The organism is Pseudomonas sp. PDM01 (assembly GCF_014852325.1).
Classification (GTDB): Bacteria; Pseudomonadota; Gammaproteobacteria; order Pseudomonadales; family Pseudomonadaceae; genus Aquipseudomonas; species Aquipseudomonas migulae.
Genome location: NZ_JACVBK010000004.1, coordinates 591183 through 604536, shown reverse-complemented (window position 1 = coordinate 604536; position 13354 = coordinate 591183). Strand labels below are relative to the sequence as shown.

14 protein-coding genes are annotated in these 13354 nt (G+C 60.7%); 2 read left to right on the top strand and 12 right to left on the bottom strand.

The window, feature by feature from the left end; all coding sequences use genetic code 11:
• Positions 1–51 precede the first annotated feature (51 nt).
• From IB246_RS13495 to IB246_RS13445, 11 genes are all read right to left on the bottom strand, one after another.
• A complete protein-coding gene (locus tag IB246_RS13495; protein WP_008037214.1) occupies positions 52–558 on the bottom strand; it encodes a DUF2878 domain-containing protein in 507 nt (168 codons plus the stop codon).
• Positions 551–1822 carry an SAM-dependent methyltransferase gene (locus tag IB246_RS13490; protein ID WP_008025867.1) on the bottom strand — a complete coding sequence of 424 codons (1272 nt, stop codon included), beginning with the start codon at positions 1820–1822 and terminating at the stop codon, positions 551–553. Before IB246_RS13490 ends, IB246_RS13495 begins: the two co-directional genes overlap by 8 nt.
• Positions 1809–2624 (bottom strand): DUF1365 domain-containing protein, encoded by an 816-nt coding sequence (locus IB246_RS13485; protein ID WP_008037215.1) that lies wholly within the window; start codon positions 2622–2624, stop codon positions 1809–1811. Before IB246_RS13485 ends, IB246_RS13490 begins: the two co-directional genes overlap by 14 nt.
• A complete protein-coding gene (locus tag IB246_RS13480) occupies positions 2621–3868 on the bottom strand; it encodes an NAD(P)/FAD-dependent oxidoreductase (protein ID WP_008037216.1) in 1248 nt (415 codons plus the stop codon). The genes IB246_RS13485 and IB246_RS13480 overlap by 4 nt, the downstream gene beginning before the upstream one ends.
• A complete protein-coding gene (locus IB246_RS13475) occupies positions 3865–4647 on the bottom strand; it encodes an SDR family NAD(P)-dependent oxidoreductase (RefSeq protein WP_008037218.1) in 783 nt (260 codons plus the stop codon). The genes IB246_RS13480 and IB246_RS13475 overlap by 4 nt, the downstream gene beginning before the upstream one ends.
• Positions 4644–5066: a nuclear transport factor 2 family protein gene (locus tag IB246_RS13470; protein WP_008037220.1), complete on the bottom strand. Its 423-nt coding sequence runs from the start codon at positions 5064–5066 to the stop codon at positions 4644–4646. The genes IB246_RS13475 and IB246_RS13470 overlap by 4 nt, the downstream gene beginning before the upstream one ends.
• Complete coding sequence (phrB, locus tag IB246_RS13465) at positions 5059–6504, bottom strand: deoxyribodipyrimidine photo-lyase (RefSeq protein ID WP_008037222.1); 1446 nt, start codon at positions 6502–6504, stop codon at positions 5059–5061. The genes IB246_RS13470 and phrB overlap by 8 nt, the downstream gene beginning before the upstream one ends.
• Positions 6505–6525: 21 nt before the next feature.
• Complete coding sequence (locus IB246_RS13460; RefSeq protein WP_008037224.1) at positions 6526–7467, bottom strand: MerR family transcriptional regulator; 942 nt, start codon at positions 7465–7467, stop codon at positions 6526–6528.
• On the bottom strand, positions 7467–8426 hold the full coding sequence (locus tag IB246_RS13455) for a YbgA family protein (protein WP_008037226.1): 960 nt from the start codon (positions 8424–8426) through the stop codon (positions 7467–7469). The genes IB246_RS13460 and IB246_RS13455 overlap by 1 nt, the downstream gene beginning before the upstream one ends.
• Positions 8427–8631: 205 nt before the next feature.
• Positions 8632–8847: a TIGR02450 family Trp-rich protein gene (locus IB246_RS13450; RefSeq protein ID WP_008037228.1), complete on the bottom strand. Its 216-nt coding sequence runs from the start codon at positions 8845–8847 to the stop codon at positions 8632–8634.
• On the bottom strand, positions 8844–9830 hold the full coding sequence (locus IB246_RS13445; RefSeq protein ID WP_008037229.1) for an NAD(P)/FAD-dependent oxidoreductase: 987 nt from the start codon (positions 9828–9830) through the stop codon (positions 8844–8846). The genes IB246_RS13450 and IB246_RS13445 overlap by 4 nt, the downstream gene beginning before the upstream one ends.
• A gap of 196 nt (positions 9831–10026) precedes the next feature.
• On the opposite strand from IB246_RS13445, the gene IB246_RS13440 reads away from it, so the two are divergent.
• Both IB246_RS13440 and hemH read left to right on the top strand, forming a co-directional pair.
• A complete protein-coding gene (locus tag IB246_RS13440; protein WP_008037231.1) occupies positions 10027–10929 on the top strand; it encodes a TIGR01777 family oxidoreductase in 903 nt (300 codons plus the stop codon).
• Positions 10930–10942: 13 nt separating this feature from the next.
• The gene (gene hemH / locus IB246_RS13435) at positions 10943–11965 is read left to right on the top strand and encodes a ferrochelatase (RefSeq protein ID WP_008037233.1); all 1023 of its coding nucleotides are present in this window, start codon (positions 10943–10945) and stop codon (positions 11963–11965) included.
• A gap of 113 nt (positions 11966–12078) precedes the next feature.
• On the opposite strand, the gene IB246_RS13430 is transcribed toward hemH, so the two are convergent.
• Entirely contained in the window at positions 12079–13353 is a 1275-nt protein-coding gene (locus IB246_RS13430) for a uracil-xanthine permease family protein (RefSeq protein ID WP_008025891.1), read from the bottom strand.
• Position 13354: the final 1 nt, after the last annotated feature.

Here is a 13354-nt window from a genome sequence, read left to right as displayed (position 1 = left end):
CACGCAGTGTAAGTCAGTCGGTCGGTGCTGTGTGAAAGGCCGGACGGACGCTCAGTCGTGGGTGTCGGACGACGCCAGGCGCCGGGCCATGAAATGCAGCGTGGGAAACAGCAGCGCCCAGAGTAATCCGATGCCGATCAGCGTCGGTAATTGGCCGTAAGGGAATTGCACCCCGGCCAGTTGTCCTCCCGCGTAATACGACAACGGCCCACCCACGGCGCCCAGCAAGCAGCCCAGCCACCAGGGCGTTGCGCTCCATTGCAGGCAATGGCGCAACGTCGTGGCCAGCAACGCCCACAACAGCATCAGCCATAGCGGAATCAGCGGCGCGACATCGTTGAACTCGAACACCCCCAGCCAGCGCAATGAGCTGTCGACGGTCGTGCCCAGCAGCACCACGCTGAGAATCAGCCGGCCTTCGTCCGCCCAACGACTTATCCACAGCAGGTGAATCACCAAAGCGCCCAGCGCCACCAATAACCACAGACTGTTGCCGCCGATCACGCAGGCAAGCCAGCCGAGCTGGAACAGCACGGCGTTGGCCAGGCGTTCAAGCATCGAAACGGCCGAGCAGCGGCGCGGTGATCGCCGAAGGTTTGGCCAGCAGCAACTGCGCGGTGCCGATGGTGCGCTCCAGGAAACCACCTTCGCAGTAGCACAGGTAAAACTCCCACAGCCGCAGGAAATAATCGTCGTAGCCCAATTCGCTCAAGCGGCCTTGGGCGCGGCGAAAATTCTCATGCCACAGGCGCAAGGTTCGCGCGTAGTGCAGGCCGAAATCCTCCATGTGCAGCAGGTTCATGTCGGTGTCGCGGCTGACGATCTCGAGCATTTTCTGCACGCAGGGCAGGGCGCCGCCGGGGAAGATGTAGCGCTGAATGAAGTCGACACTGCCCTTGGCCTGCTCGTAGCGCTGTTCGCGGATGGTGATCGCCTGCAACAGCATCAAGCCATTGCTCTTGAGCAAGTGCGCGCACTGCTTGAAGTAGGTCGGCAGAAAGCGATGGCCCACGGCTTCGATCATCTCGATTGACACCAACTTGTCGTACTGCCCGGTGAGGTCGCGGTAATCCTTGAGCAACAACGTGACCTGGTCTTGCAACCCGAGGGTTTCGATCCGTTGCGCGGTAAACGCGTACTGCTCCCTGGACAACGTGGTGGTGGTGACTTTGCAGCCATAATTCTGCGCCGCGTACAGCGCCATGCTGCCCCAGCCGGTGCCGATTTCCAGCAGATGATCGCTGGGTTTGAGGTCGAGTTTCTGGCAGATCCGCTCCAGTTTGTTCAGCTGCGCCTGTTCCAGACTGTCCTCGGGACTTAGAAATTGTGCGGCCGAATACATCATGGTCGGGTCTAGAAACTGTTCGAACAGGTCGTTGCCCAGATCGTAGTGAGCGGCGATGTTTTTCTGCGAACCCTTGCGTGTATTGCGGTTGAGCCAATGCAGGCCTTGAACGAAGGGCCGGCCGAGTTTCGCCAGGCCACCTTCCAGCGAATCAAGTACTTCAAGGTTACTGACGAACACGCGAACCACCGCCGTCAGGTCCGGCGAGCTCCAGTAACCGTGGATAAATGCCTCGCCCGCGCCGATCGAACCGTTACTCGCCACCAACCCCCACGCCGCTGCGTCGAGGATGTGGATTTCCCCCTGCAAATGACTGCCAGCGGTGCCGAACACCTGCCGCTCGCCATCCTCGATCACCACCAGTTGTCCGTGCTTGAGGTGCGCCAGTTGCCGCAGCACACCGCGACGCAGCAACGTCCCGGTCAAGCCGTTAGTGCTGAGTAGAGTGGCTTTGGCCGAGACGCTAGAGGATTTCATGGCGGCGATCCTTGGGCGGAACGGTGGCGGTTTGAAAGCTGCCGTCGGCAGCTTGATGAGCAAATATCGGCGCGCGTTTGAACAGCAGGCGCAGGGCTTGCCAATAAATCGCCAGGCAGGTTTTTGCGGTCATCCACGGAAAGCGCCGCAGGTACCGGTGCAGGCTGGCGCGACTCAGGGCTTCGCGTTTCAGGTTGAGCGTGGCGTCGAACAGCTTCAGTTCGCCCTGCCAGTCGGCCATGTGCACGCCGAGTTTTTTCGCGACAGGGCTGAAGCTCATGCGGTGTTCGAGATCGCGTGGCAGAAACGGCGACACATGAAAGGCCTTGGCCACGGCGAAATGCTGATGGAAATCGCGCAGGTCATCCGGTGTCCTGGCCGGCAACACGTAGTGATAACGCTCGCGCCACGGGGTATTGGTGACTTCGGCAACGATTGCCGCCAGTTGGCCGTCGGCTTCGTAACAATAAAAAAAGCTCACCGGGTTGAACGCCAGGCCCCAACTGCGAGGCTGGGTCAGCAGGCAGACTGAACCTTGTGGCGCATGACCAATGGCCTGGCGGACCTGTTCGCGCACCGCATCGATCAGGCGCATGCCGTTGCCGGTGAAGGCTTTGAGGTAGTCGCTTTCGCGAAACGAAAACGGCGAGAAACGGCGGTTGCCCGACAGCGGCGATAACCCGAGTACGGCGTCCTGTTCATCGAGATCGAGGTACAGCAGGCCGATCCGGTAACGGAATTCATGGCGCCTTGGGGCAAACCGCCGATGGGCGATCCAGCCGCTGTAGAACGCGCTGTTCACAGCACTTCCCCGAACGAGCGGGCCACGCGCAACGCGCTGACCACGCCATCTTCATGGAAACCGTTGGCCCAGTAGGCGCCGCAATAAAAGCTGTGTTGCGCGCCATTCAATTCTTCCCAGCGCTCCTGCGCCGCCACCGCCGCCAGGCTGTATTGAGGATGGGCGTAGGTGAATCGGCCGAGCACCATGGCCGGGCTGATGCCGGCGCTCTGGTTGAGGCTGACGCAAAACGTGGTGTCGCTCTGGATGCCTTGCAGGATGTTCATGTCGTAGGTGACCGCCGCCAGCGTATGGCCGGCGCCACCGAGGCGGTAATTCCAGCTGGCCCGGGCGAGTGTGCGCGACGGCAGCAGGCGCGTGTCGGTGTGCAGCACCACTTCGTTGTCGGCGTAGGGCAGGGCGCCGAGGATCGACTGTTCGGCATCACTCGGTTTGGCCAGCAGTTTCAGCGCCTGATCGCTGTGGCAGGCGAACACCACTTTGTCGAAGCGTTCGCTGCCGGCGCTGCTGTGGATCAAGACGCCATCGGCATCGCGCTCGACCTGCATCACGGGGCAGTTGAGGCGGATCTTCCGGTTAAAGGTTGCGGTCAACGGTGCGATGTAAGCACTCGATCCGCCCTCGATCACACGCCATTGCGGGCGATTGTTGACCGACAGCAAGCCGTGATTCTTGAAAAACCGCACAAAGAATTGCAGCGGAAAATTCAGCATGTCGGCCATCGGCATCGACCAGATCGCCGCGCCCATCGGCACGATGTAATGCAGGATGAACCGCTCGCCGTAACCGCCGGCCTTGAGGTATTCATCGAGCGTGGTGTGCGCCGCGATCCGGCCCTCGGACAGGTCGAGCCGGGCGCGTTTGTTGAAGCGCACAATGTCGCGCAGCATGCCCCAGAACCCCGGCGACAACAGGTTGCGGCGCTGGGCGAACAGGCTGTTGAGGTTGTTGCCGTTGTACTCCAGGCCGCTGTCCGGATCGGTGACCGAGAAACTCATCTCGGTCGCTTTGAAACCCACGCCGATCTGACCCAGCAAGCGAATGAAGTTCGGGTAGGTCCAGTCGTTGAACACGATGAAACCGGTGTCCACGGCATGACGCTCGCCATCGACCTTCACGTCCACGGTGTGGGTGTGGCCGCCGACCCGGTCGCCAGCCTCGAACAGGGTGATCTCGTGGCGGCGATTCAGCAGGTAAGCACTGGTCAGCCCCGAGATGCCGCTGCCGATGATGGCGATGTTCACGGCACGTCCTTGATCGGCGGACTGCTGCGGACCATGCGTTTGCCGATGGCGAGCTTCACCCGGTTGGGCATTTTCGACAGCGGCCAGAGCGCCGCCATGAACAGCGCCGGGAACGCGATCTCCAGTGGCCGATGCTTCAGTTTTTCGAAGATGTGCCGCGCCGCTTTGCCCACCGGCCAACTGAGCGGCATCGGGAAATCGTTCTTCGCCGTCAGCGGAGTCTCGACGAACCCCGGGCTGACTACAGTGACTTCGATGCCTTCGGGCGCCAGGTCAATGCGCAACGATTCGAACAGATAACGCAGCCCGGCCTTCGACGCGCCATACGCCTCCGCCCGTGGCAGCGGCAGGTAAGTCACCGAACTGGCGACGCCCACCAGATGTGGCGCGAGGCCTTTGCGCAACAGCGGCAGGGCGGCTTCGATGCAGTAACTGCTGGCCAGCAGATTGGTGCGCACCACGTGCTCGACGAGCGACGAATCGAACTGCTGAACGTCGACGTATTCGCAGGTGCCAGCATTGAGAATCACCGTATCCAGCGAGCCCCAGTCATGCGCGATCTGCTCGCCGATTTCGCGTACGGTCTGGCTGTTGGTCAGGTCACCCGCCACCACCAGCACTTGCCCGGGATAGCGTTGCGACAAGACTTTCATCGGCGCCAGCGAACGTGAACTGACCGCCAGATGGGCGCCGGTTTTCAGAATCTCCTCGGCCAGCGCGGCGCCAATGCCACTGCTGGCGCCAGTCAGCCAATATCGTCGTGGAGGTGTAAGGCTCATCCCATTCTCCTTTTCAACCAGGCAATTGCCCGGCCCAATACGGGTACATGTTCGTAAAGCAGCGCCCCGGCATCGAAGTAATCCCGGTGGCGATAAACCTTGTCGCTCCAGAGCAGGTGCGAGCAGCCGTCCACCCGAATCAAGCGTCCGCCGGCCAGGTGCGGATGGCGGTAGCTCATGACCCAGCGCAGATAACCTTCGCCTTCGCCGATCTGGTCGAAGCCGTGAAAATCGAAGCGCAGTTCGCTGACGTTGGCATAGAGTTCGCTGAAATAGCTGCGCAAATGCGCGAGGCCCTGTACTTCGTGCAGCGGATCGGTGAAGTGCACGTCGTCGGCGTACAGCTCATTCAGGCGCTGCAGGTTGTCTTTGTTCAGCTCGGCAAACTGCCAGGCGAAGCGGCGCAGGAAATCACTCATAACCGCCTCCCGCGTTCTGTCGCGACGGCAGGTTTTTGAACGCCGCCAGTGCGCGTGTACGGGATGTACTTAGATTGACGATCGGCGACGGATAACCTGCCACGCCAAACAACCCGCCGAGGTTCGCCGGGTTGTGCACGTCTTTCTTGTTCAGCCCGGCCAGCTCCGGCAACCAGTGCTTGATGAACAGGCCTTCGCTGTCGAATTTTTCCGATTGGCTGAGCGGGTTGAAAATCCGGAAGTAGGGCGCCGAATCGGTGCCGGTGGATGAGCTCCATTGCCAGCCGCCGTTATTCGCCGCGAGATCGCCATCGATCAGGTGCCGCATGAAAAAACGTTCGCCTTCACGCCAGTCGATCAGCAGGTTTTTGGTGAGGAACATCGCCACCACCATGCGCAAACGGTTGTGCATCCAGCCGGTTTCAAGCAGTTGGCGCATCGCCGCGTCGATGATCGGCAGACCGGTGCGCGCTTCTTGCCAGGCTGCCAGTTCGTCAGGAGCGTCGCGCCAGGCCAGGGCTTCAGTTTCCGGGCGGAAGGCGCGGTGACGGGAGACGCGCGGGTAGCCCACCAGAATGTGTTTGTAGAACTCGCGCCACAGCAATTCGTTGATCCAGGTGACGGCGCCGACTTTGCCGCTTTCGAACTCGCCCTGATTGCTTTGCAGGGCGGCATGCAAGCACTGGCGCGGGGAAATGACGCCGGCCGCCAGGTAAGCCGAGAGCTGACTGGTGCCGGGTTTGGCCGGGAAGTCACGCTCACTTTTGTAGTAGTCGATCTGCGCATCGGCGAAGGTGTCCAGACGGCGTCGGGCTTCGGCTTCACCGGCGGGCCAGAGCGCGCGCAAGGTGTCGCTGGGCGTGTCGAAGCCTGCAACGCTTGAAGGGATTTCATCGCTGTCGATGTTCAGCTTCGATTGCACCGCTGGCGCCCTGACGAGACTCGGCAATGAACGGTGCAGACGGTCGTAGCAGACTTTGCGGAACTGACTGAAGACCTGGAAATAGGTGCCGGTCTTGGTCAGCACGGTGCCGGGGCTGAACAGCAACTGATCGAGGTAGCTATAAAAGTCGACGCCTTTGGTTTTCAGTGCGTCGGCCACCGCCGCATCACGACGGCTTTCGTGAATGCCGTATTCCTCGTTGACGTGCACCGCGTCGATCTTCAACTGCTGGCACAGGTCGAGCAGAACCTTCGGCGCTTCATCCCAGCGAGAGGCCGTGCGAATCAGCAACGGGATGTTCAACTCGCCAAGTGCACGGTTCAGTTCACGGAGGTTGCGCAGCCAGAAATCCACTTTGCACGGCGCGTCGTCATGCTCGCGCCATTGTTCCGGGCTCAACAGGTACACCGCCACGCTCGGCCCCCGGGAAGCGGCGGCCGAGAGGGCGGTGTTGTCATGTAGACGCAAGTCGCTGCGCAGCCAGATCAATTGCATGGTGGTGTCCGTACGATTCATTTAAATAAGCCCGCGCTGTACCAGGTCCTGATGCGCCGATAACGGATCTTCGGCCAGGAACAATTCAGCAATCTCTGTGGTTTTTACGGACAACTCGGCGTGGTGGATGCATACCGTTGGTCCGGCAATCATTTTTGGGCAACTGACACCGTTGAAAAGTTTCGGCAGCTGCGCAAGGTTCATGGCTTTGCTGGAATACAGCAGTACGCCACGGGCTTGCAGGTGATCGACCGCCAGTGCGAGCTCGCCCGCCGGCAACGGCCAGTCGAACACTTCCACCGGGCAATCGGCGCTGCTGATCAACCACGCGGTGAGCCACAGATGCGGTTCCAGCGGCAGGTCGGAGTGATTGATCAACAGCAGCGGTGCGGTGCGCAGTTGACGGTTGTTATGGTAGATGCGCGCGCCGAATTTGCTGCGTAACCAGGAGTGAAAAAACACGCGCTCCATCTGCGAGCCAAACTGGCCTTGCCAGCGTTGTTCAAGTTCGGCCAGCAACGGCATCAACAGTTGTTCGCACAAAGTCCGCGGCGGGTACAACGCAATCGCCTGGTTGACGGTGTCATCCAGGGTGCGTTCGTTGAGCCGAGTGACTGCTTGCAGCAGCGTGTTGCACATCACCTGCCAATCATTTTCGACCGATTCGCCAAAGGCTTGCGGGGTGTCGAGCAGTTGCTTGACCTGGCTGACGGCCACGCCGCGATTGAGCCAGGTGAGGATTGTCAGGATGCGTTGCACGTGTTCGGCGCTGAACAGCCGATGCCCTTTGGGCGTGCGTTGCGGCACGATCAAACCGTAACGCCGTTCCCAGGCGCGCAAGGTGACGGCGTTGACGCCGGTCTGCCGGGCCACTTCACGAATTGGCAGCCAGCCTTCATCGAGGGCTTTCTTGAAGTCGGCGCCGAGGTCTTCGCGGGCACTGGTGTCGAGTGGGATTTTCATCAGATCGCGTTTCGCAGGCTGAGGTTTTCCGGGTGCGGTTGCAGGTAAACCTGTTGCGCAATGTACGGATCCGGGTGTTGGCGAAAGTGATGCTTGAGCAGCGTCAGCGGCACCACCAGCGGCACGATGCCGTGGCGGTATTGGCCGATGACGTGTTGCACTTCCTGTTTGTCTTCAGTGCTGATGACCTGCTTGAGGTAACCACTGATGTGTTGCAGGACGTTGGTGTGGGTGCGGCGCGTGGCGCACTTTTTCAAGGCCGCCATCAGTTCACTGAAATAACGTGGGCCGAGTTCTTTCGGGTCGATTTGGCCCATGTTGCCCAGCCGATTGCCCAGGGTTTTGTACTGCACCGGGTTGTGGGCCATCAGCAGGTATTTGTAGCGCGAGTGAAATTCGGTCAATCCGCGACGAGTCAGCCCTGCTTGCAGCAACTGTTGCCAGGCGCTGTAGGCGAACACGCGGGTGAGAAAGTTTTCCCGCAGCACCGGGTCGTTGAGCCGGCCGTCTTCTTCCACCGGCAGGTCCGGGTGCAGCGCACAGAAAGCCTGGGCATAGATGCCACGGCCACCGCCGTCTACCGGTGCACCGTTGGTGTGGTAGACCTTGACCCGATCCAGCCCGCACGACGGCGATTTCTGCATGAAGATGTAGCCGCAGACATCGTCCAGTTCGGCGGCCATCCTCCGGGCGTAATCGGCCAGCGGCCGGGTGACATTCAGTTCGGGGTGAACAGTGCCGATGGCTTCGGGGCGTTCAGCGTCGCCGACCAGTCGAATGGGCTGGCGAGGAATGCCCAGGCCGATGGCGACTTCCGGGCACACCGGGACGAAATCGAAATACTCGGTGAGGGTGCGGCTGCACAGCCGCGATTCCTTGTGCCCGCCATTGAAACGCACCTCGGCGCCCATCAGGCAGGCGCTGATGGCGATTTTCGGTTTCGCGCTGGCGTGGAGCATCGGAGCACCTCGAATCCAAACCTGTACAGGATTTAATTTCTGTACAACATGTGTTTCATCATAGATTCAAAGGTGTACAAGTCAAATTGTTTGTATAAGTATTTGGCGTGTTGGTAGGAGCCGGCTTGCCGGCGATGAACGATGACGCGGTATTCCTGAATGATCGCGGCGTTTGGATCGCCAGCAAGCTGGCTCCTACAGGGATCTAGTTCCAGCCCAGCATCCAGGCGTCGCTGTTTTTCAGGGTTTGCCAGCTCAGGCGTTGATTGCGCTTGGTCAGCACTGCCTGCAATTCGACGTCCAGCACCGTGCCTTCCTCGTCGCGGAACAGCTCGATGACCAGAAAATGTTTTTCGCGGTTTTGCGGGTGGGCTGCTGTCCATTTCGACAGCAGCAATTTGCTCGGGTTGATGCGGTTCACTGCAGGTGTTCGTGCAGGCGGCGGGCGGCTTCCTGACCGCTGAGCCAGGCACCTTCGACACGACCGGACAGGCACCAGTCGCCACACGCGTAAAGACCCAGGTCGGCATCGGCCAGCGTGCCCCATTCATGGCTGCTGGCGGGGCGGGCGTAGAGCCAGCGGTGCGCGAGGCTGAAGCTCGGCGCAGGCATGGCGCTGTGGAGCAGTTCGGCGAACGCGCCGTGCAGTTGCTCGATCACGGCTTCCTTGGACAGGTCGATATGTTGCCGGCTCCAGGTGCTGGTCGCGTGCAATACCCAGGTGTCCTTGGTGTTGTCGCGCCCCGGTTTGCTGCGGTTGCGCGCCAGCCAGTCGAGTGGGCTGTCTTGCACGAAGCAGCCTTCCATGGGTGTATCCAGCGGAGTATCGAAGGCCAGTGCGACGGCCCAGGTCGGGTCCATTTTGACCCCGGCGGCGGCGCCTGCGAGTTTCGGCGCGGAGGCCAGCAAGGCGGTCGCTTGCGGTGCTGGCGTGGCGACGATCACGTGACTGAACGGGCCATGAGTGAACCCTTCGGCATCCTGCAGATGCCAGTGTTCTTCACCGCGATAGACCTCGGTAATGCGGCAGGCAAAATGCACTTCCAGATCGCCAATCAGGCCACGGGTGATGGCGCTCATGCGTGGCGTGCCGACCCAGCGCGTCTGCTCGTCCGGCGACAGGTTGAGCTGGCCACCGTGGTAGGTATAAAGCTGCGGCGCCCATTCGGCGACCCAGCCTTTGGCTTGCCAACGCTGGACTTCAGTGACAAAGCGGCGATCACGTGCAGTGAAATATTGCGCGCCCATGTCCAGCGCACCCGCATCGCTGCGCTTGCTCGACATGCGCCCGCCACTGCCGCGGCTTTTATCGAAAAGTTGAACGACATGCCCTGCGTCCGTAAGGGCCTGGGCGGCTGAGAGTCCGGCAATGCCGGTGCCGATGATTGCGATAGGTACAGTCATAGGGGCCTCGTTTACCTTTCTGTACAGACTACGCCGTGGTTGAAACCTGTACAATATTGTTTTTCGGTATAACTTTTAGCGTTCTCGTTCTGACAGCTTGGCCTATTGTTAAACACAGACCCTGCCCGATATCAAAGATCCCTGCTTATAAAAATAGACTAGTGATCAGGGTAAAACGCCACGCGAGGAAGAAGTCATGCACATATTGCTGACCGGCGGTACTGGTTTGATAGGACGTCAGCTCTGCCGCCACTGGTTGAGTCAGGGACATCGTCTGACCGTCTGGAGCCGGACACCGGCCAAAGTCGCGAAAGTCTGTGGCGCCCAGGTGCGCGCGGTGGCCCGACTCGAGGACCTCGGTCAGGAACCGGTGGATGCGATTATCAACCTCGCGGGTGCGCCGATTGCCGACCGGCTCTGGACCCACCGACGTAAAGCCTTGCTGTGGAGCAGCCGCATCACCCTGACGGAAACCTTGCTGGCGTGGCTCGAAAGCCGCGAGCAGAAACCGCAGGTGTTGATTTCGGGCTCTGCCATTGGCTGGTATGGCGACGGGGGCGAACGGGAGTTGACTGAACATTCCCCTCCGGTGATCGATGATTTTGCCAGTCAGTTGTGCATTGCCTGGGAAGAAACCGCTCAGCGTGCCGAAGCCTTGGGCGTTCGCGTGATCTTCGTTCGCACCGGCTTGGTGCTGTCGGCCGAGGGCGGCTTTTTGTCGCGGCTGTTGCTGCCGTTCAAACTGGGGCTGGGCGGGCCTTTGGGCACTGGTCGGCAATGGATGCCGTGGATCCATATCAAGGATCAAATTGCCTTGATTGATTTTCTTCTGCATCAGAAAAGCGCCAGCGGTCCTTATAATGCCTGCGCGCCCAAACCGGTGCGCAATCGCGAATTTGCCAAGACGCTGGGCAGCGTGCTGCATCGCCCGGCGTTCATGCCCATGCCGGCCCTGGCCTTGAAGGTGGGCCTGGGCGAGTTGTCATTGCTGTTGCTGGGCGGCCAGAAGGCTGTCCCGGCGCGCTTGCTGGAAGCGGGCTTCACCTTCCAGTTCACTGACCTGCGTGCGGCACTGGACGACTTGTCCAGCCGCCTCTGAAATAGGACGTTGCATGACCGATCACGCGTTGCTTCTGGTCAACCTGGGTTCACCTGCCTCCACCTCGGTGGCGGATGTGCGCAGCTACCTCAATCAATTTCTGATGGACCCGTATGTGATCGACCTGCCATGGCCGGTGCGCCGTTTGCTGGTCTCGCTGATTCTGATCAGGCGCCCGGAGCAGTCGGCCCACGCCTACGCCTCGATCTGGTGGGAGGAGGGCTCGCCACTGGTGGTGCTCAGCCGCCGCTTGCAACAGGCCATGAGCGCACAGTGGAGCCACGGGCCGGTGGAGCTGGCGATGCGTTATGGCGAGCCGTCGATTGAGTCGAAACTGCTGCAACTTGCCGCCCAGGGCCACAAGCGAATTACCCTCGCGCCGCTTTATCCGCAGTTCGCCGACAGCACCGTGACCACGGTGATCGAGGAAGCCAAGCGGGTGGTGAGCGAGCACAAACTCAATGTGCAGTTTTCGATACTCGAGCCGTTCTACGATCAGCCGGAATACATCGATGCCCTGGTGGCCAGCGCCAAACCGCATCTGGAGCAGGATTTCGATCATCTGTTGCTGAGCTTCCATGGCTTGCCGGAGCGGCATCTGAAGAAGCTCAACCCGGGGCACAGTTTTGAAGGTGGCGGCGATTGCTGCGCCGGTGCGCCACCGGAAGTCGTCGCGACCTGTTATCGCGGCCAGTGCCTGCGCACCGCAAAGGAATTTGCCAAACGCATGGGCCTGCCGGACGGCAAATGGTCGGTGTCGTTTCAGTCGCGGCTGGGTCGGGCGAAATGGATCGAACCCTACACCGAAGCGCGCCTGGATGAGTTGGCGGGAATGGGCGTCAGGAAGGTGCTGGTGATGTGCCCGGCGTTCGTTGCCGATTGCATCGAGACGCTGGAAGAAATCGGTGATCGCGGGAAAGAACAATTCCTCGAAGCGGGGGGGGAGGAGTTGGTGCTGGTGCCGTGCCTCAACGATGATCCGCAGTGGGCGAAGGCGTTGAACGCATTGTGCGAGCGAGCGCCGTTGGCGCTTTAAAAGCATCGCCGGCAAGCCTCGCTCCTACAGGTTTTGAGTCGTTCCACGATGATGGGATCGACTCAAAATCTGTAGGAGCGAGGCTTGCCCGCGAAGGCGATCTAAAGGCTGGTTTACAACAACGGCTCATCCGCCTTCTTGTGCTTCCAGCTGTCATTCCCCGGCAGCAACAGGTTCAGCGCAATCGCCACCACCGCGCACAGCGCGATGCCTTTGAGGCCGAAGTCGTCCGGGCCGGTGCCGGTGCCGACCAGCACGCCGCCAATCCCGAACACCAGCGTGACCGAAACGATCACCAGGTTGCGCGCCTCGCCCAGGTCGATCTTGTGGCGAATCAGCGTGTTCATCCCCACCGCCGCAATCGAACCGAACAACAGGCACAGAATCCCGCCCATCACCGGCACCGGAATGCTTTGCAGCAACGCGCCGAACTTGCCGATGAACGCCAGGCTGATGGCGAAGATCGCCGCCCAGGTCATGATTTTCGGGTTGTAGTTCTTGGTCAGCATCACCGCGCCGGTCACTTCGGCGTACGTGGTGTTGGGCGGGCCGCCGAACAGGCCGGCTGCGGTGGTTGCTATGCCGTCGCCGAGCAGCGTGCGGTGCAGGCCTGGCTTCTTCAGGTAGTCGCGGCCGGTCACGCTGCCCACGGCGATCACGCCGCCGATATGTTCGATGGCCGGGGCCAATGCCACCGGAACGATGAACAGAATCGCCTGCCAGTTGAATTCCGGCGCAGTGAAGTTCGGGATCGCGAACCACGGTGCAGCGGCAATCTTCGCGGTATCAACCACGCCGAAATAGAACGCCATCGCAAAACCGACCAGCACGCCGGAGATGATCGGTACCAGGCGGAAAATGCCTTTGCCGAACACCGCAACGATCAGCGTGGTCAGCAGCGCGGGCATCGAGATCAGCATGGCTGTCTGGTAATGAATCAGCTCGGAGCCGTCGCCAGCCTTGCCCATCGCCATGTTGGCGGCGATTGGCGCCATGGCCAGGCCGATGGAAATGATCACCGGACCAATCACCACCGGTGGCAGCAAACGGTCGATGAAACCGGTGCCTTTGATCTTCACGGCGAGGCCGAGGAAGGTGTAGACAAAACCCGCCGCCATCACACCGCCCATGGTCGCCGCGAGGCCGAACTGGCCTTTGGCGAGAATGATCGGGGTGATGAAGGCGAAGCTCGATGCCAGGAACACCGGCACCTGACGCCCGGTGACGATCTGGAACAGAATCGTCCCCAAACCGGCGGTGAACAGCGCCACGTTCGGGTCGAGGCCGGTAATCAGCGGCATCAATACCAGCGCGCCAAAGGCCACGAACAGCATCTGCGCACCCGACAGCACCGTGCGCCAGAGCGGATCGTTGAACTCTTGCTGCATG

Coding starts and splice junctions, on each gene's coding strand:
- IB246_RS13475 (WP_008037218.1), bottom strand. CDS start 4,647: ATGAGCCTTACACCTCCACGACGATATTGGCTGACTGGCGCCAGCAGT.
- IB246_RS13440 (WP_008037231.1), top strand. CDS start 10,027: ATGCACATATTGCTGACCGGCGGTACTGGTTTGATAGGACGTCAGCTC.
- IB246_RS13445 (WP_008037229.1), bottom strand. CDS start 9,830: ATGACTGTACCTATCGCAATCATCGGCACCGGCATTGCCGGACTCTCA.
- IB246_RS13430 (WP_008025891.1), bottom strand. CDS start 13,353: ATGCAGCAAGAGTTCAACGATCCGCTCTGGCGCACGGTGCTGTCGGGT.
- phrB (WP_008037222.1), bottom strand. CDS start 6,504: ATGCAATTGATCTGGCTGCGCAGCGACTTGCGTCTACATGACAACACC.
- IB246_RS13470 (WP_008037220.1), bottom strand. CDS start 5,066: ATGAGTGATTTCCTGCGCCGCTTCGCCTGGCAGTTTGCCGAGCTGAAC.
- IB246_RS13495 (WP_008037214.1), bottom strand. CDS start 558: ATGCTTGAACGCCTGGCCAACGCCGTGCTGTTCCAGCTCGGCTGGCTT.
- IB246_RS13490 (WP_008025867.1), bottom strand. CDS start 1,822: ATGAAATCCTCTAGCGTCTCGGCCAAAGCCACTCTACTCAGCACTAAC.
- IB246_RS13455 (WP_008037226.1), bottom strand. CDS start 8,426: ATGCTCCACGCCAGCGCGAAACCGAAAATCGCCATCAGCGCCTGCCTG.
- IB246_RS13460 (WP_008037224.1), bottom strand. CDS start 7,467: ATGAAAATCCCACTCGACACCAGTGCCCGCGAAGACCTCGGCGCCGAC.
- hemH (WP_008037233.1), top strand. CDS start 10,943: ATGACCGATCACGCGTTGCTTCTGGTCAACCTGGGTTCACCTGCCTCC.